Genomic DNA, 16,996 nt, shown 5'->3' with positions numbered 1-16,996 from the left:
GATGTCCGCAGAGGCAGGATCCGAACGCAAGACCGAAGTCATCCCGCAGTGGAAGCGCGAGGAGGTCGACGCCCTCGTCGACACGCTCCGCTCCTACGAGAGCGTCGGCGTCGTCAACGTCGCGGGCATCCCGAGCCGCCAGCTCCAGGCGATGCGCCGCGACCTCCACGGCACGGCCGAACTCCGCATCTCGCGGAACACGCTCCTGGTCCGCGCCCTGGAGGAGGTCGACGACGGCCTCGAGACGCTCGTCGACCTCGTCGAGGGGCAGGTCGGCGTCATCGGGACGAACGACAACCCGTTCGGCCTGTACAAGCGGCTCGAGGAGTCGAAGACGCCCGCGCCGATCAACGCGGGCGAGGTCGCCCCGAACGACATCGTCATCCCCGCGGGCGACACCGGGATCGATCCCGGCCCGTTCGTGGGCGAACTCCAGCAGGTCGGCGCGAACGCCCGCATCCAGGACGGCTCCATCAAGGTCCTCGAGGACTCGACGGTCCTCGAGGCCGGCGAGGAGGTCGACCAGACGCTGGCGAACGTCCTGAACGAACTCGACATCGAGCCGAAGGAGGTCGGACTCGACCTGCGCGGGGTCTACTCCGAGGGCGTGTTCTTCGAACCCGAGGAACTCGCCATCGACGTAGCGGAGTACCGCGCGGACATCGAGTCCGCCGTCGCCGCGGGGCGCAACCTGTCGGTCAACGCCGTCTACCCGACGGCGCGGACCGCGGACCTCCTGCTCGCGAAGGCGAGCAACGAGGCGCGCAGCCTCGGCCTGTTCGCGGCCATCGAGAGCCCGGACATCGCCGACGACCTCGTCGCCAAGGCCGACGCGCAGATGCGCGCGCTGGCCGCCGTCATCGACGACGAGGAGGCGCTCCCCGAGGAACTGCGCGGTGCCGAGATCGCCGCGCCCGGGACGGCCGCCGCGGAGACTGCCGAGGAAGACGCGGAAGAGGAATCGACTGACGACCAGGAAGCCGAGGCCGACGACACCGACGACGAAGACGACGAAGACGACGACGGTGGCGACGCGCTCGGCGCGATGTTCGGATAACTTAGACCAATGGAGTACATCTACGCAGCACTCATCCTGAACGAATCGGGCGAAGAGATCAACGAAGACAACCTCACCGGCGTCCTCGAGGCCGCCGGCGTCGACGTCGAGGAGTCCCGCGTGAAGGCGCTCGTCGCCGCGCTGGAGGACGTCGACATCGAGGAGGCCGTCGAGCAGGCCGCCGCCGTCCCCGCAGCGGGCGCGGCGGGCGGTGCCGCCGCGGGCGGTGCCGAGGCCGAGGCCGAAGCGGAAGCCGAATCCGAGGAGGCCGAGGAGGCCGAAGCCGAGGAAGAGGAAGACGAGGACGAGGACGAGGACGCCGGCGGCGAGGGCCTCGGCGCGCTCTTCGGCTGAATCGACCCGGTACACCTTCTCCGTTTATCGCGCTCCCGGAGCGGCCGCTCCGGGCGCTCCGATCGCGCCGGCCGTCCCGGTTCCGCGAACGTTCAAGTAGGGGAACGGAACCAGAGACGGTCGATGGATCCCGGAGTCCCGCACGTGGTCGTCGCCCCCCGAGCCGCGGCGCTCACGCTCGCGTTCGTCCTCGGGGGCGTCGCGCTCGGCACCGCGAGCGGACTCCTCCCCGGCCTGCACGCCAACAACATGGCGCTGTTGCTCGCGGCGGTCGCGCCCGCCCTCCCCGGACCGCCCCTCCTCGTGGGCTGTGCGATGCTCGCCGCGGGGGTCGTCCACACCTTCCTCGACGTGGTGCCCGCCCTCGCGCTCGGCGTCCCCGACTCGGCAATGGCCGCGAGCGCGCTCCCGGGCCACAGACTCGTGCTGGAGGGTCGCGGCGGCGAGGCGCTGCGCCTGTCCGCGCTCGGGAGCGCGAGCGCCGTCGCGATGGCCGTCCCCCTCTCGATCCCGATGACGCGGCTGATGGTCGCCCTCTACCCGACGATCCGGGCGCACCTCCCGCTCGTCCTCGGCGGGGCGGCGCTCGCGCTCGTGCTCACCGAACCGACCGCGCGGGGGGCGGTCGGCGGCGCGCTCGCCCTGCTCACCAGCGGGGCGCTCGGGCTGGTCGCCCTCGATCTCCCGGTGGACGGACTGCTCGAGACGGGCGACGTCCTGCTCCCGCTGTTCGCGGGGCTGTTCGGCGCGCCGGTGCTCCTCGACGCCGTGGGGGGTGGCGGGGTGCCCCGCCAGGTCGCCCCGACGGTGACGCTCTCCCGGCGGGCGATCGCGGGACTGGGCGGCGTGGGAACCGTCGCCGGTGCCGTCGTCGGGTACGTCCCCGGCGTCTCTAGCGCCGTCGCCGCCACGGTCGCGCTGCTCGCCGTCCCCGGTCGGTACGGCGGGCGGGGGTTCATCGTCGCCACCAGCGGCGTCAACACGGCGAACACGATCTTCGCGCTGTTCGCGCTCGTCGCGCTCGGACAGCCCCGGACGGGCGTCCTCGTGGCAATGGACCGGGCGGGCGTCCCCCTCGACCTGCCGTCGCTGCTCGCCACCGTCGCGCTCGCCGCGGCGGCGGGGTTCGCGCTGGTCGTCCTCGTCGGGGACCGCTACCTGCGCGTCGCCGGTCGCGTCGACGCCACCCGACTGTCGCTGTCGGTGCTCGGACTGCTCTGTGCCCTCTCGTTCGTCTTCGCCGGGGGGCTGGGGGTCGGGCTCCTGGCCGTGAGCGCGCTCGTCGGCCTGCTCCCGGTTCGCTTCGGCGCGCGCCGGGCGCACCTCATGGGGGTGTTGTACGCGCCGATAGCGCTGTAGGACGGGCTCCCACGAGCACCGTCGAACTCCTCGGAGCGTAGATCATCGGCGTATCGTTCGAGGGGTGCCCACAGATCGTCCTCCACGGGTTCGGACACCGCATCGCGAAGCACGATTCAGTACCGTCCTCGGTGCGGTGTTCCCCACAGCCCTGGTAGACGACCCAGTGTAGCCTTCCGCGATGACAGCAGCGCGTCGGACCGACTACTATCGGGGCTCCTCGCGTCTCTCCCATGCAGGGCGTGGCGTCGGAGAGGGAAGCTTCGAGACCGCGGTTCGGAGCTCCTCCTCCGTCGTCCACGGGAAACACCGATCGTGTAACTCGAATTTTCGGAACTTGTTGAGGTGTACCCAGCTGTAGGTCGCCGGCTCGCTCCCGTCGCTCTCTCGGTCGCGGACCGTGGCCCACACGTCCTGTTCGGTGATGTCGACGTCGGCACCCCGCGCACGATCGACGAGGGACGCGATCTCCTCCCGCTTCTCGTCGTCGGTCAATGCGTCGGTGAACGCGATCGCCACGGCGGCCTGGATGACGTGATGTCTCGACGTCAGGTTCGTGTCGGTGACCCAGGTATAATCGCGTGGGAACACGTACAATTTATCGAAATAGGGTGGGTCGTCGATCTCCCCCAGTTCCGGTGCCTCCCCGCCACTGTCCTTCTCGAAGACACCGACGATATAGTCGCTATAAGTGGCCAGTAGGGTGAACGTAATGTCGAACGCGTTGAGCCGATCGGTCGGAAGTTCCCAGAGATCGCCCATGAGGAAGGGGTAGGCACCGAGCCGCTTCGCGAGTTCGTTCTGCACGGATCGGAGTCGACGGACGTACGGGTCGCGGTAGCTGCCGAGGATGAAATAGGAGGTGCGCTGGCTCCAGAGGTAGGGGAGTTCGCGCTGGACGAACCGCCAGATGCCCCGTTTCTCCCCGGGGTCGAGTTCGAGGCCACCGACAGCCTCGTGAACCAGCGTCATAACGTCCGCCGCGTCAGGTGGGGGGCTGGGATCACTCATTACCTGTCAGCTCTGACCGTCCCACCTTATCCGTTCCGAACCTATTTGGCTATCTCTAAAATAACCTGTTCAGATGATCCTAATCGTTATAGTGCCACTCGCCGTAGCGACAGCCATGAGCGGGAGCGACAGCGGGACCGCCGATCCGGGGCCGTTCGCGGAACAGCAGCGGCTCTTCAAACTCTTGTCCCAGGACACGCGCCATCTCATCGTTCAGGAGCTTCTCGGGCACCCGGCTCACCTCATGTCCCTCGCCGAACTGGAGTACATGGTCGGAAAGAGTCAGGCGGCGATCAAAGATCAACTGGAGACGCTGATCGAGGCCGGACTCGTGGCGCAGTACACGTACCCACCGAGCGAGGGGAGACGGGATCTCCCGTCGCAGTTCTACGGGTTCACCGAACGCGGAATCGACGTCCTCTACGAGTACAAGTACCTGCGCGGTCTCCCCGTCGCTCGCGCCCTGTACGAGAACACCCGCAAGACGGAGAAGGTCGAGCGCCACGAGGCGGCACCGCGCCCGGAACTCCCGGCGGCGGTCGCGGACGCACTCGCGTTCGACGAACCGGATCTCGAGACGGTAGAAGGGAGTACCGGCCAGTAACTGGAAGGTTCGACAGTGCGTTGAGGCCGTGAAAAAACGTCGAGGCGTGGTACGATCGCTCGCTGTTCCCCGACCGTATCGGGGACGCGCCCCGACGTTCGGTGGTACGTCGGCGGTGACGTGGATTCGAGCGCAAGCCTCGCCCTTCAGGGCGGGGTCGAGCGGACACTCCAGCCCCACAGACCACAACACGTATCCAGACCGGCGTCGTACCCGGCGGCAAGCCACTCACGAAAATCAAACCGGGAGAACCGGGGCCGCTCCCGTAGTCGCGCCGTGTCCAAACACTCCGGGTGTGGATGCGGTCGGGCGAGGTTGTACGAGCGGCGGGGGAAACCACCGTCGTGTGCCACACGGCCCGTCGGCGTTGCCGACGGGCAACCAAAGCCTGCCCCGCTCGTGGGTGTCCACTCCGCCGACACTGCGGGTCGGCAGAGTCCGGTCGATGGCACGGCCCGTGTCGGTCCCGCCGAACAGACGGGACCGAACGCACCCGTTCGGACGGTCGCCCCTCTTGCGGTTGGGCGACCGGGCGGGTGTGGAGCCACAAGCGGGGGAGTCCGAATGGACTGGCGTCACCATACGCCCACCGCCCCGACGTGGCGCTCACGAACCCGGTACTCCCGTCGGGGAGGAAGTTACCGCCGGGGGCAGACGGACCGGCCCGACGTGGTTCGGAAGACCGCAGGTCTTCCGTCATCACGAAACGGCCGCGCCGTTTCGAACGACCCCACGGTGGAATCCTCGCGCTTCAGCGCGGGGAGGATGTCAACTCTCCGTACACTACGTCGGGGAGCGGACCGACGGCACCCGCTGGGAGTGTCGGTGGGATCGGCATCCGAAGGACGTCGGACGGGCTCACTCTCACCCCTCGCCGAGCGCAGGGGGTGCGACGGCGGCGGACTTTCCGAGCGACTATCGCGACGTCCTCGCGTACGTCGCCGAACGGCAACGACCAGCGGAATCCCGGCGGAGCGAAGTAGCGGACGGCCGGCTAGAGGTACTCGCGCTCGCGGAAGTAGACGAGCATGACGAGCGCGACGAGCAGCATCCCCAGCATCACCGCCGGGTAGCCGAACGGCCACGAGAGTTCGGGCATGTTGAACCGGCTGCCGCCGAAGTTCATCCCGTAGACGCCCGCGATGAACGTCAGGGGGAGGAAGATGGTCGCGACGACGGTGAGCGTCTTCATCACCTCGTTGGTGGACTGAGAGAGGGTGTTGAGGTAGATGTCGCGCGCGCCGCTCGTGAGGTCGCGGTACGTCTCCGTGAGGTCGACGATGTGGACGAGGTGGTCGTACACGTCACGGAAGTACTTCTCCATCTCGGGGCGGACGTGGGCCGTGTCCCCCCGCGCGAGAACGCCGACCGCCTCGCGCGAGGGCCACGTCACCTTCCGAAACGCCAGCAGGTCGCGCCGAACGCCGTTGATGCGTTCGAGCGTCTGGATGTCCGTCGAGACGAGCACCTCCTCCTCGATCCGTTCGATCTGCGTCTCGACGCGGTCGAGCAGGTCGAAGTAGTCGTCGACGACCGTGTCGATCACGCGGTAGGCGGTGTAGTCGGCCCCGCGCTGGAGCAGGCGCTCGTCCCACTGGGTCACGGCCGACCAGACGCGCTGGACGGCGGCGATGGGCGACAGCGAGAGCGTGCACACCCAGTCCTCGCCGACGAACACGCCGAGGGGTTCGTCGCGCACCTCCTCGTCGAACGGCCGATCGCCGCGGGTGAGTTCCGCCTCCTTCACGAGGACGAACGTGTAGTCGGTGAACTCCTCAGTCTTCGGGCGTACGTTCTTGAGCACGTCCTCGACCGCGAGCGGATGGATGCCGAAGACGTCCGCCACGAGGCGCAGTTCCCTCTCGGTGGCGTCGGTCGCGTCCACCCACGTAGTCGCCTCCTCTGCCTTCAGTGCCGAGAGGTCGGTCGACCCGTCGATCGATCGGCTCTCGACCGTTCCGGAGTCGTACGAGAGCGCCGAGATCACGCGCGATCGCCCCCCGTCCCGCCCCCGTCTCGCCCCGGCCCGTCTCGCGTCGATCGGTACCCAAGCGCGTGGCGTCCGTCGGGCGACTCGCCGCCGTCGAACCGCCTCGGATCTCGCCTCAGGTCGCGCTCTCGGGGGGACGACCCGTCCGGGTCGGCCATCACCGCTATCGCGATCCCCACCATGACGCCCGTCACGGTCCACGACCGGCCGGGGTAGGGCGCGAGGACCCCGACGACGTACCCGCAGAGCGCGAGCGCCGTGATCGCGAGGCCGACTGTGCGCATTCGATTCATACCGTTCGCTCTCACTGCCAGCGAAAAAAGGGTATGCGTCGTTTCGATCCAGGGTGGGGGAGTAAGAGGGAGAGAGGACGGAGCGGATCGACGGTTACGGCGAGCGGTCGCGACCGACTCGCTCGACGCGGCGGCGGTGTTCGACATCGAGGTCCGATCGGCGAGCGGACCCGAGTCGGGAGTCGACGAGGCGGTTCTGCTGTTCGCCCCACTCCTCCGGGGCGTGGGTTTTGACGTACTCCACCCAGCGTTTGATACCCGCGAGGCGTCGCTGGCGGTTCCGTCCGCGCTTCGCCTCGAGTTCGTCACGCACGTTCGAGTCGCTCATATCTTCGCAGTAGTCACAACCGGAACGTCGGTCCGTCGTCCGTGTCCTCGACCTCGACGCCGAGGGCCTCGAGCGAGTCGCGGATCTCGTCGGCGCGCTCGTAGTTGCCCGCCTCGCGCTCGCGCTCGCGGATCTCGAGCAGGAGGTCGACGACCTCCCCGGCGAGGGTCACCTCGCCCTCGGCGGCGTCCGCGCCGAAGGCGAATCCGAGCGCGTCGCCGCCGAGTCGGTCGAACGCCTCGACGGCCTCGCGGAGGCCGCGGTAGTCGTACGCGTCGCGGCCGTCGAGGTGGCGATTTACCGCCCGCGCGAGGTCGAGCAGCGCCGCGATGGCCTCGCGGGTGTTGAAGTCGTCGTCCATGGCGGCCTCGAAGTCCGCGGTCGCGGTCTCGACGGCCGACCGGAGGTCGTCGTCCGCGACCTTCGCGTAGGCGTCCGGTCCGTCGAGCGCATCGCAGGCGCGCTCGTAGGCGCGCTCGAGGCGCTCCCAGCGCTCCCTCGCCTCGTCGACGGTCGCCTCGGAGTAGGTCTGGCGGCTGTCGTAGGCCGTCGAGAGCAGGAAGGTCCGGACGACGTCGCCGCCGAGTCGCTCGACCGCGTCGCGTACCGTCCAGAAGTTCCCGAGGCTGGAACTCATCTTCTCGCCCTCCGTCTCGAGCAGGCGGACGTGGAGCCAGTAGCGGGCGAACCGCTCGCCCGTGGCGGCCTCGCTCTGGGCGATCTCGTTCTCGTGGTGCGGGAAGACGAGGTCCTGGCCGCCCATGTGCACGTCGAGCGTCTCCCCGAGGTGCGTCATGGACATGGCCGAACACTCGATGTGCCAGCCGGGACGACCCTCGCCCCACGGCGAGTCCCACGTCTCCGCCCCCGCGCTCGCCTCCTCGGGCGGGGCGGCCCCCTCGTGGCGGTGTTCGGCGACCGTCTCCGGCGGGACGCCGCCGGCCTTCCAGAGCGCGAAGTCGGTCGGGTTGCGCTTCTCGGCCCGCTCGTCATCCGAGGCCTGCGCTTCGAGGTCCTCGATCGACTGGTTCGAGAGCGTCCCGTAGTCGGAGAACGTCGAGGTGTCGAAGTAGACCGAGCCGTTCGCCTCGTAGGCGTGGCCCGACTCGATCAGCGTCTCCACGAGGTCGACGATCTCCGGGACGTGCTCGGAGACGCGGGGGTAGACCTCCGCGCGCCGGAGGTTGAGCGCGCGCATGTCCTCCACGGTCCGGGCGACGTTGTTGCGGGCGACGTCCGCCTCGTCGTCGCCCGCCTCGCCGATCCGGGCGACGATCTTCTCGTTCACGTCGGTGAAGTTCTCCACGTGGCGGACGTCGTAGCCGCGGTACTCGAGCCAGCGGTGGACCACGTCGGCGTGGATCCACAGGCGGGCGTGCCCGAGGTGCGCGGGGTCAGAGACGGTGAGGCCGCAGACGTAGAGGAGAACCTCGTCGCCGCGCGGTTCGAAGACCTCGCGCTCGCCCGTGAGCGTGTTCGTCACGCGTATCGTCATTACCCGTGATTCAGCAGAGGCGCGTTTGAATCCGTCGGAACCGCGGGACGCCCTGTCTCCCCCGGTGAGCGCGGTTCGCAGGGACTCGGCGTCCGCCCCGGTCTGCGGCCGACGTCCGACGCGTCAGCGCCCGACGACCGACTCGACGACGCGCACGGCGTTCGGCCCGTCGCGCCGCTCGACGAGCACGAGGAGCGTTTCGGGGGAGACGGCGGCGGCCTCGACGGCGATCCCCTCCGCGCGCAGGCGGGAGAGCGCCTCGGCGAGCGCCGCCGCGGGCACGTCGCCCGTCGCGAGCACGCCCGTGAGCGATCCCCCCGGCCCGTACGAGCGCTCGCCGACCCGGAGGAGGGGACGTTCGTCGGGTTCGGATTCCCCGGTGTCCGGGTCGGACTCGACGGGTCCCAGCCCGCTTCGCATCGAGACGCTGGCCGCGCCCGCCGGCGGTTCGTAGTCGTCCAGTTCCTCGGCGTAGCGGCGGAGCGCGGCGGTGACTGCCTCCTCGTCGCCGACGTCGAGGTACCGGGCGGCGGCGGCGTAGTTCACGACGCCCGCGCGCAGGGCGTCGTAGAGGAACGGTCGGACGCGGACGGCGGCGCGCGTCTCTGCTGCGAGGGACATACGATACGTTGTGTGAAACAGACGGCGGTAAAAGCGATTCGAACGTCCAGCCCCTGGCGGACTGAAAGGGCGAGCGGGCTACACGAAGCACGAACCCGCAAGCACCGCAGGCGAACGCAGTGAGCCGAGGAGCGCAGTGTGGTTCGCGCGAGTGTAGCCCGCGAGGGCTTTCGAGGTCACGTTCGTGTGTTCGACTGCGGCTAACGCCTCGAAAGCCCTCGGGTCCTACGCTCCCGGGAGACACGCTGCGCTCCTCACTCGGTCGCTCCGCTTCCTCGTTGCGGTGCTTGCGGCCTCCGGGTTCGCGTGGACCCTCGCCCTTTCAGTCCGCCAGGGCCTCGGGGTGCGTCGTACGTGAACCGTGGGAGCGAAGGTCTTAATCCGAGAAATCCCCAACGTCGAGGCATGTCACAGGCGCTCGTCATCGTCGCCCACGGCTCGCACCTGAACCCCGATTCGAGCGCGCCGACGTTCGACCACGCGGACACGATCCGCGCCTCGGGGGCCTTCGACGAAGTGCGCGAGGCCTTCTGGAAGGAGGAGCCGTCGTTCCGGGAGGTGCTCCGGACCGTCGAGGCCGAGGAGGTGTTCGTCGTCCCGCTGTTCGTCAGCGAGGGGTACTTCACCGAGCAGGTCATCCCGCGTGAACTCCGCCTCGAGGGGTGGGACGTCGACGAGTGGGACTCCGACGGCACCAGCGCGAGCCACGTCACGCTCCGGGCGAGCGACGTGGATAAGACGGTCCACTACTGCGGACCGGTCGGCACGCACGACGCGATGAGCGACGTGATCGTCCGGCGCGCCCAGTCGGTGACGGGCGACCCCGACGTGGGTCCCGGCTTCGGCCTCGCGGTCGTCGGCCACGGCACCGAGCGCAACGAGAACTCCGCGAAGGCCATCCACTACCACGCCGAGCGCATCCGCGCGATGGATCGCTTCGACGAGGTCGAGGCGCTGTTCATGGACGAGGACCCGGAGGTCGACGACGTGACCGACTACTTGGAGTCGGACGACGTGGTGGTCGTCCCCCTCTTCGTCGCCGACGGCTTCCACACGCAGGAGGACATCCCGGAGGACATGGGCATCACGGACGACTACCGGGAGGGCTACGACGTGCCGGCGGCGGTCGACGGCACGCGCATCTGGTACGCCGGCGCGGTCGGGACGGAGGCGCTCACGGCAGACGTGATCGTCGAGCGCGCCCGTGACGCCGGGGCGGACGTGCGCGATTCGGCGGAGCGCGTCCGCGAGCGGACCGGCGACGTGGCGGGCGACTGAGGGTCGGACGCTCCGACGCTCCGTCACCGCACCGAAAAACGCGGATTTACCTGTTTTCCGCCGCTCGGTTCGGACATGGACGAGTCCCCGGACCGAACGCGGCGCGCGGCTGGCGCGACGAACGCGGAGCAGTTCGACGCCCTTCTGACCGCCGCCGAGGACGGCGTCGACTTCGACGGCCTGCGCGTCTCGACCGACGGCGAGACGTACGCCTTCGCCACGCCCGAGGTCGAGCGCTCGGGACTCGACGAGCGCTCGTTCCGCGACCTCGCGGCGCAGTACGCGGACTACGTGAACAACTGGTACGTCTGGACGCTGGCCGACCTGAGCGCCGACCGCGAGGCGTTCCTGCGGTGGATCGAGGGGGCCAACGAGCGTCCCGTCCCCGAGCGCTACGCGGCGCTACGCGAGGGAGGGATCGCGCGGTCGTGGGGGCAACTGCGGATCACTGCGACGCTGGCCGACGACGGCGAGCGTCGCTACGACCTCCGCCACGAGGCGGACGCGGGGCGCGACGTCGCGGACCTCGACCGCCACGACGATCCGCTCGACGCCCGCCACCTCGCGACCGACGACGAGCGGGGGCGCTACCGCCCGCTCAAGACGGCCCCCACGCTCCGCCGGGGGTGGGTCTATCCGGACCTCCCGAGCGCGGACCTCGTGCGCGCGGTCGACTTCTTCTACCCCGCGACGGTCGCCAACTGGCACCGCGAGCGGGCGGGCGACCTCGACGTGAGCCACTGGCGCGAGACCGCGGAGCGCCAGACCGGCATCTACGGCGTCGTCGAGGAACTCCCCCCGGAGGCCGTCGAGTGGGTCGCCGAGGCCTGTTGCGTCGATTCGCAGTGTCTCAAGCGCCGCGAGTGGGACGAGGACGAGGCGACGCCCCTCGACGCGCCGCGCGGCGACGGCGAGTTCCCCTGCCGGGAGCCCTGCTCGCTCGTGATCGCCGCCGCGCGCACGTGGACGACCCTGGAGCGCGAGGAGCCCCGGGAGTACACGTTCGAACTCACCCCGAGCGAGAAGGAGCAGGTCGAGGCGATCGTCGAGGCGGTCGCCGACGGCCGGACCGACGAGATCCGCGAGGCGGACGTCTCCGAGGGCGCGAACCGCTACCGGGCGCGCTACCTCCGGGCGAAGCGATTCGACGACGAGGGGAACCTGTGCGGCGTGCCGACCGACGAGGACGGGGCGTAGTCGGTCGGGCGGCGGAGGCGGGACCGACACCAGGTACGCGATGAGCGACTCCGTCCCCCCCGCGGCCGAGCAGAGCGAGGCCGCGACCCGCCGAATCCCCGAGCGCAGCGAGGGGGTGAGGCGGGGTTTTCGTCCAGGTTTTGTCAGGGAGCGAGCGCAGCGAGCGACCGCAGCAAAACGTGGGCGGACAGGCGACGCCGTGGCGGGGGCAGGACCGCGGGGCGTGGCGTCGCACGACCGCAGGCACCCCGCGACGACTCTCACGTCACGAGGTGCTCTGGTCCCGCTCTCGCATATAAAGGTACGCGACGGTAGACTAGCCACCACCGTCGACGCCAGCGCGGCAGCCGGGAGTGAGCGCCGCAGGCGCGAACGAGCGGACCGACGTTCACGAGCGTTCCACTCTCGTGAGCCAACCGGAACGCGCCGCGTTCCGGTGACGAATCCCCGAGCGCAGCGAGGGGGTGAGGCGGGGGTTTGGTCCTTCCAGAACCGTGGGCGGTTCTGGAAGCCTGTGAGACGCGTCGCGTCTCACAATGCAGCTTTTGCCAGCGAGGCGACGAAACCGCCGAGCGCGGCAAAAGGCGGGCGTGCAGGCGACGCCGCGGCACTGCTCGCGGAGTCTGGTGTTGAGCACCCGCGAGTGAGGCCGAAGGCCGAGCGAGCGGCCGCGCCGAATCCCCGAGCGCAGCGAGGGGGTGAGGCGCGGTTTTAGTCCAGGTTTTGCCAGGGAGCGAGCGCAGCGAGCGACCGCAGCAAAACGTGGTCGTCTAGCGTCGGTGGTACATCGCGTAGCCCGCGGCGAGGACTGCGGCGAGGACGGCCAGGACGGCCAGGACGACGGCCGCGACGCCGTCGACGGTCAGGGTCGCGACGGCGAGGAAGACGGCGACGCCACCGAGCGCGACCGCGGGGACGACGCTCGGATCGCCGAACCCCATCGAGGGCGACGCCGACCCGTCGCGTCCGGGGGTCGGGGTGCCGAGCGACTCGTCGACCTCGACGGGGGGTTTCTCGGGGTCGCTCGGTTCGAGGTCGACCAGCACGTCCGCAGTGGTCGCGCCGTAGGAGACGGCGACGGTCATGCGGCCGCGCGCGTCCGCGTCGGGCGCGACGCGAACCGGGACCCGTTCGGTCGCCCCCTCGGTGACGTAGTGGTGACTCGCGTCGAGTTCCACCACGTCGGCGAGCGCGTCGTCGAGGCTGAGGTGGACGCGGGTCGGGGGGCCGTGGTTCTCGAGGACGAGGTCGAACTCGCCGCTCGACGAGAAGGTCTCCGGGACGGTCACCGTGTGGAGACCGTCCTCGTTCAGGTCGACGACGAGGGTCTTGCTCACGAGCATGTGTCGTAGGGTGCGGCTAAAAGCCTTCAGGCTGGCGCGTCGTCGCGCATGTCCGGCGGCAGGAGGTTCGGGATGCCGTCCTCGATGGGGAACACCTCGCCACACTGCGTACAGACCAGTCGCCCCTCGAGCACCTCCTCGTCGTCGCGACGGACGACCTCGAGTTCGAGGTCCTGCTTGTCCAGCGGACAGCACAGGATGTCCATCAGGGATTCCTTCATGTGCGACACCTCGGGAGACGGTGGGAAAAGCGTGCCGGGTCCGCCCTCGCCTCAGACCGGCGATTCGAGGACCACCGTCTGCTCGCGGCCCGGGCCGACGCCGACGGCGTAGATCGGCGCGCCGAGTTCGTCGCTGACGTACTCGAGGTACGTTCGCGCGTTCTCGGGGATGGCGTCGTAGCCCTCGGCGGCCACCGCGGTCCAGTCGACCTCGGGCCAGCCGTCGAACTCGCGGTAGATCGCCTCACAGCGCCCCCACTGCTCCGTCGTGGCGGGCATCGTGCGGAGTTCCTCGCCGTCGAACTCGTAGGCGTGGCCCACCTTCACGGCGTCCAGTCCGGCGAGCACGTCGACGTGGTTGATCGCCAGGCCGGTGAAGCCGTTGGCGCGGGCTGCGTGGCGCAGCATCGGCACGTCGAGCCAGCCGACGCGGCGGGGGCGGCCGGTCACCGTCCCGTACTCGCCGCCCTCGTCGCGGATGTAGGTCGCGATCTCCTCTGCCGTCTCGGCGGTGTCGCCGCCGCCCTCGGGGGTCTGGCCCTCGACGTGGCCCAGTTCCGTCGGGAGCGGCCCGGTGCCGACCCGCGAGAGGTACGCCTTCACGATGCCGATCACCTCGCCCCGCCCGACGACGGTGGGACCGAGACCGGTGCCGGTCGCCGCGCCGCCCGCGGTCGGGTTCGAGGAGGTGACGTACGGGTAGATGCCGTGGTCGATGTCGATCGACGTGCCCTGCGCGCCCTCGAGCATGACCTCGTCTCCAGCGTCGATGCGATCGGCGAGGAACTCCCCGCAGTTGACGGTCATGTCCTCGTCGGCGAGGCGCTCGCCGTAGGCGCGGTAGGTAGCGAAGAGGTGTTCGACGTCGAACGCCTCGTCCGGCTCCAGCCCGTAGACCTCCGTCGCGATGGCGCGCTTCTGGGGGACGACGTACTCCAGTCGCTCGCGGAGCACGTCGGGGTCGAGGAGATCGCCGACGCGGACGCCGCGCCGGCCGACCTTGTCCTCGTAGGCGGGGCCGATGCCGCGACCCGTCGTGCCCGCCGCGAGGTCGTCCTTGGCCTTCTCCTCGATGCCGTCCAGCACGCGGTGGTACGGCGTGATCACGTGCGCGCGCTCGGCGACGCGCACGTCGGGGTCGAGCCCGCGCTCGCGGAGCGCGTCGATCTCCTCGAACAGCGTCTCGGGGTTGACGACGCAGCCGTTGCCGAGCACGCCGATATTGCCCCTGACCGCGCCGCTCGGGACGAGCGAGAGCTTGTACGTCGTACCGTCGTGAACGACGGTGTGGCCGGCGTTGTCCCCGCCCTGATAGCGGGCCACGACGTCGACGTCCTCGCCGTAGAGATCGACGACACCGCCCTTGCCTTCGTCGCCGAGTTGCGACCCGACGATAGTGACAGTCATCGCGCGGAGGTTTCAGAGGACGCGCTAAACCGGTTACGATCCGCGAGGTGCTCGCCGTCCGTGCCAGAACTGGGACGCATCCCGCGTCGCGAGCCACAATGGTTATACAGTCCCCCGGGGTACTTGTTACCAATCGCAGGCTTTTGTCGGGACGGACAGCAACCTTTAAAGGCTGTAAACACAAGTTAACAAGTGCCATGATAGACCGACTTGAGAAGGAAGTCGATATGCTCGAACGCCATCTACAGGTCCTCCGGATGGTCATCGAGAACGAACCGATCGGCATCGTGAAGATGTCCAACGAGACGGGATACCCGCACCACAAGGTCCGCTACTCCTTGCGCGTTCTCGAGGAGGAAGACCTCATCGAGCCGTCGAGCCAGGGGGCCATCACGACCGACCACACCGCGGACTTCGTCTCCGAACTCGACGACAAGGTCGACGACATCATCGACAAGCTCGAGGGGATGAAGATCGACGAGATGGCCGAGATCGAGAGCTAACCCCGCAGTTCCGGCACCGTCAGGTGGAAGCGCCGATCCCGCGCCTCCACCAGACAGAGGTGGAAGCCGCGTTTTCTCGAGAGGCGCACGAAGCTCGCGCGCCTCCCGCCGCCGAACAACCCGCCGCTGGCCGTGGCCTCGCTCGCGAGTTCGAGCGCCTTCGGATCGAAGAAGCTGGCCGTGACGACGAACGCCCCGGCGAGCGTGTCGTAGGCGGCCGCGACGCGCTCCGCCCCCGACAGGAGCGCCTCCATCCCGGTCCCCTCCACCGGCTCGCGCGAATCGTGGAGGTTCGCGACGACGAGGGGGTTGCCGAGGCGGTCGCGACAGACCACGTCGAACGTGAACGACGCCTCGCCCGCGTCGACGGTGCCGTGCAGTTCCGCGCGGTCGATCTCGGGGAGCGCCTCGTAGAGCGACGACAGCGCGTCCGCGTATCCCGTGTCGACGACCTCGAAGGCGAGGTCGAGGACCAGCCACGAGACGAACTCGCGTTCGAGGGTGTCCCCGAGGAACGCTTCGAACGGCCTCCCGTCGACCCGCGCCGCCTCGGCGTCGAAGCGCGTGTGCTCCTCGAGATCGAGGTTCCTCCGAAGCCCCTCGCAGTCGTCGTGGCCGTCGAGCACGTCGTCGAGCGTCGTCGCGCCGCGCGAGCGATAGCGCACGAACAGGTTCGTTCCGGCGAGCGCCTCCCCCGGCGACACCTCGACGTCGCGCTCGATCCCGTCCCCGGCGTCGCCCGCCCGCGACTCCAGGTCGTCGATCCGCGCTTCGAGTTCCCTGACGGACGCCTCGAGCCGCTCGCGGCGCTCGTCCAGGGCGTCGCGCTCGTCTCTGAGCGACTCGTTTGCCGCCCGTAACTCGTCGCGCTCGTCGGCGAGCGATCGGACCCGCCGTTGGAGGCGCTGGACCTCCGTCTCTCGCGCGCGAAGCGTCGCTCGGAGGTCGTCGGCTCGGCGGTCGTCCGCTCGGAAATCGTCCGCTCGGAAATCGTCGGCTCGGAAATCGTCGGATCGGAGGTCGTCGCGCTCCCCCGTATCGTCGCCGCGCCCCTCGTCGTGGGAGGCGCGGTCGTCGCCTCCAGCGCCGGACGCCGCGGCGTCCGGCGAGAGAGCCGTCGCGTCGAGCGAGCGCCCCTCGGCGAGGGACGCCTCCCCGTCGGCCCGACCTGCGGGGGGTGAATCGGCAGCGGACGCGGACTCCCCCTCGGCGCTCGCTACGGCCTCCGTGGGCGCGTCGTCCTCCTCGATCGGCCCCGACGCGTCGGGTGCGCCCGTCGTATCGACTGCGACGGTCGCGTCGGGTCCGTCGGTCTCGTGGGACGGATCGTCCTCCGAGGGAGCGGCGGTGCCGGGGAGGTCGAGTACGGGAACGTCCGTCGAGACGACGCTGTAGATGCCGACCTCGTCCGCGGCCCGGTCGAACGCCTCCTGGCCGGCGATCGGGCGACCGCTCTCCCCGACGAAGGCGGCCTGCATCGCGTCGCCCCCGTAGTAGACGACGTAGTAGTCGCCGCTGAGGACGTTCTCGGCGAGTTCGACGTAGCCGGTGAAACCGCCGTCACGGAGCGTCCGGTCGACCTCCTCGAGCGGGGTCTTGGCGGTGTAGTAGCGGCCGCGTTCCTCGCCCTCGCGTTCGAGCATGGTGAACAGGAGCGGGAAGGCGGGGTCCGGCGCGGCGTAGGCCGTCCCCTCGCCGTCCGCGACGTCCCCGACGGTACCCCCGTAGACGCCGATCGCGCGACCGTTGAGCACGAACAACCACGCGTCGTCGGTCTCGAGTGCGCCCGTGAACGAGGTGTCCGCCAGGGCGGGGAGGTCGTCCCCCGAGAACGGGTGAGACTGCCACTCGCGTATCCGTTCGACGGTCCGTGCGTCCATACTCCGCGATGCGTCCGAAGGGTGATATACTTTGACGCTCCGGGATTCCGACAGG

At 69.5% G+C, this 16,996-nt stretch carries 17 protein-coding genes; 7 read left to right on the top strand and 10 right to left on the bottom strand.

Annotation, left to right across the window (positions count from 1 at the left end; genetic code table 11):
- Window position 1: 1 nt before the first annotated feature.
- The 3 genes from NKI68_RS14895 (at window position 2) to NKI68_RS14885 (ending at window position 2,770) form a co-directional block, all read left to right on the top strand.
- Window positions 2–1,057 (top strand): 50S ribosomal protein L10, encoded by a 1,056-nt coding sequence (locus NKI68_RS14895; protein WP_254543896.1) that lies wholly within the window; start codon window positions 2–4, stop codon window positions 1,055–1,057.
- 9 nt (window positions 1,058–1,066) lie between these two features.
- A complete protein-coding gene (gene rpl12p / locus NKI68_RS14890) occupies window positions 1,067–1,411 on the top strand; it encodes a 50S ribosomal protein P1 (protein ID WP_254543895.1) in 345 nt (114 codons plus the stop codon).
- A gap of 123 nt (window positions 1,412–1,534) precedes the next feature.
- On the top strand, window positions 1,535–2,770 hold the full coding sequence (locus tag NKI68_RS14885) for a tripartite tricarboxylate transporter permease (RefSeq protein ID WP_254543894.1): 1,236 nt from the start codon (window positions 1,535–1,537) through the stop codon (window positions 2,768–2,770).
- A gap of 207 nt (window positions 2,771–2,977) precedes the next feature.
- On the opposite strand, the gene NKI68_RS14880 is transcribed toward NKI68_RS14885, so the two are convergent.
- Complete coding sequence (locus NKI68_RS14880) at window positions 2,978–3,781, bottom strand: DUF8170 family protein (RefSeq protein ID WP_438267781.1); 804 nt, start codon at window positions 3,779–3,781, stop codon at window positions 2,978–2,980.
- A 115-nt stretch (window positions 3,782–3,896) separates the two neighbouring features.
- On the opposite strand from NKI68_RS14880, the gene NKI68_RS14875 reads away from it, so the two are divergent.
- Window positions 3,897–4,385, top strand: a complete 489-nt coding sequence (locus tag NKI68_RS14875) for a winged helix-turn-helix domain-containing protein (protein WP_254543892.1) — start codon at window positions 3,897–3,899, stop codon at window positions 4,383–4,385.
- A 994-nt stretch (window positions 4,386–5,379) separates the two neighbouring features.
- On the opposite strand, the gene corA is transcribed toward NKI68_RS14875, so the two are convergent.
- From corA to NKI68_RS14850, 5 genes are all read right to left on the bottom strand, one after another.
- Entirely contained in the window at window positions 5,380–6,372 is a 993-nt protein-coding gene (gene corA / locus NKI68_RS14870) for a magnesium/cobalt transporter CorA (RefSeq protein WP_438267780.1), read from the bottom strand.
- On the bottom strand, window positions 6,369–6,668 hold the full coding sequence (locus NKI68_RS14865; RefSeq protein WP_254546513.1) for a hypothetical protein: 300 nt from the start codon (window positions 6,666–6,668) through the stop codon (window positions 6,369–6,371). The genes corA and NKI68_RS14865 overlap by 4 nt, the downstream gene beginning before the upstream one ends.
- Window positions 6,669–6,762: 94 nt before the next feature.
- On the bottom strand, window positions 6,763–6,996 hold the full coding sequence (locus NKI68_RS14860) for a DUF8150 family protein (protein WP_254543891.1): 234 nt from the start codon (window positions 6,994–6,996) through the stop codon (window positions 6,763–6,765).
- Window positions 6,997–7,009: 13 nt separating this feature from the next.
- Entirely contained in the window at window positions 7,010–8,491 is a 1,482-nt protein-coding gene (cysS, locus tag NKI68_RS14855) for a cysteine--tRNA ligase (protein WP_254543890.1), read from the bottom strand.
- A 123-nt stretch (window positions 8,492–8,614) separates the two neighbouring features.
- Entirely contained in the window at window positions 8,615–9,112 is a 498-nt protein-coding gene (locus tag NKI68_RS14850) for a DUF7523 family protein (protein ID WP_254543889.1), read from the bottom strand.
- A gap of 405 nt (window positions 9,113–9,517) precedes the next feature.
- Here NKI68_RS14850 and NKI68_RS14845 point away from each other — a divergent pair, with 405 nt between their 5' ends.
- The gene (locus NKI68_RS14845) at window positions 9,518–10,390 is read left to right on the top strand and encodes a CbiX/SirB N-terminal domain-containing protein (protein WP_254543888.1); all 873 of its coding nucleotides are present in this window, start codon (window positions 9,518–9,520) and stop codon (window positions 10,388–10,390) included.
- 75 nt (window positions 10,391–10,465) lie between these two features.
- Window positions 10,466–11,587 carry a DR2241 family protein gene (locus tag NKI68_RS14840; RefSeq protein ID WP_254543887.1) on the top strand — a complete coding sequence of 374 codons (1,122 nt, stop codon included), beginning with the start codon at window positions 10,466–10,468 and terminating at the stop codon, window positions 11,585–11,587.
- A 770-nt stretch (window positions 11,588–12,357) separates the two neighbouring features.
- On the opposite strand, the gene NKI68_RS14835 is transcribed toward NKI68_RS14840, so the two are convergent.
- From NKI68_RS14835 to NKI68_RS14825, 3 genes are read right to left on the bottom strand one after another with little or no spacing between them, the layout of a single operon-like run.
- On the bottom strand, window positions 12,358–12,924 hold the full coding sequence (locus tag NKI68_RS14835; RefSeq protein ID WP_254543886.1) for a DUF7524 family protein: 567 nt from the start codon (window positions 12,922–12,924) through the stop codon (window positions 12,358–12,360).
- Between the two features lie 32 nt (window positions 12,925–12,956).
- Window positions 12,957–13,151 (bottom strand): methytransferase partner Trm112, encoded by a 195-nt coding sequence (locus tag NKI68_RS14830; RefSeq protein ID WP_254543885.1) that lies wholly within the window; start codon window positions 13,149–13,151, stop codon window positions 12,957–12,959.
- Window positions 13,152–13,202: 51 nt separating this feature from the next.
- Entirely contained in the window at window positions 13,203–14,558 is a 1,356-nt protein-coding gene (locus NKI68_RS14825) for an adenylosuccinate synthase (RefSeq protein ID WP_254543884.1), read from the bottom strand.
- 197 nt (window positions 14,559–14,755) lie between these two features.
- Here NKI68_RS14825 and NKI68_RS14820 point away from each other — a divergent pair, with 197 nt between their 5' ends.
- Entirely contained in the window at window positions 14,756–15,061 is a 306-nt protein-coding gene (locus NKI68_RS14820) for a hypothetical protein (protein ID WP_254543883.1), read from the top strand.
- On the opposite strand, the gene NKI68_RS14815 is transcribed toward NKI68_RS14820, so the two are convergent.
- Entirely contained in the window at window positions 15,058–16,941 is a 1,884-nt protein-coding gene (locus NKI68_RS14815) for a DUF7527 domain-containing protein (protein ID WP_254543882.1), read from the bottom strand. The two genes, NKI68_RS14820 and NKI68_RS14815, sit on opposite strands and share 4 nt — an antisense overlap.
- Window positions 16,942–16,996 lie beyond the last annotated feature (55 nt).

Source organism: Halomarina pelagica (genome assembly GCF_024228315.1).
Classification (GTDB): Archaea; Halobacteriota; Halobacteria; order Halobacteriales; family Haloarculaceae; genus Halomarina; species Halomarina pelagica.
Note: the sequence above shows the minus strand (reverse complement) of the source record. Positions and strands in the feature narration are given on the sequence as shown.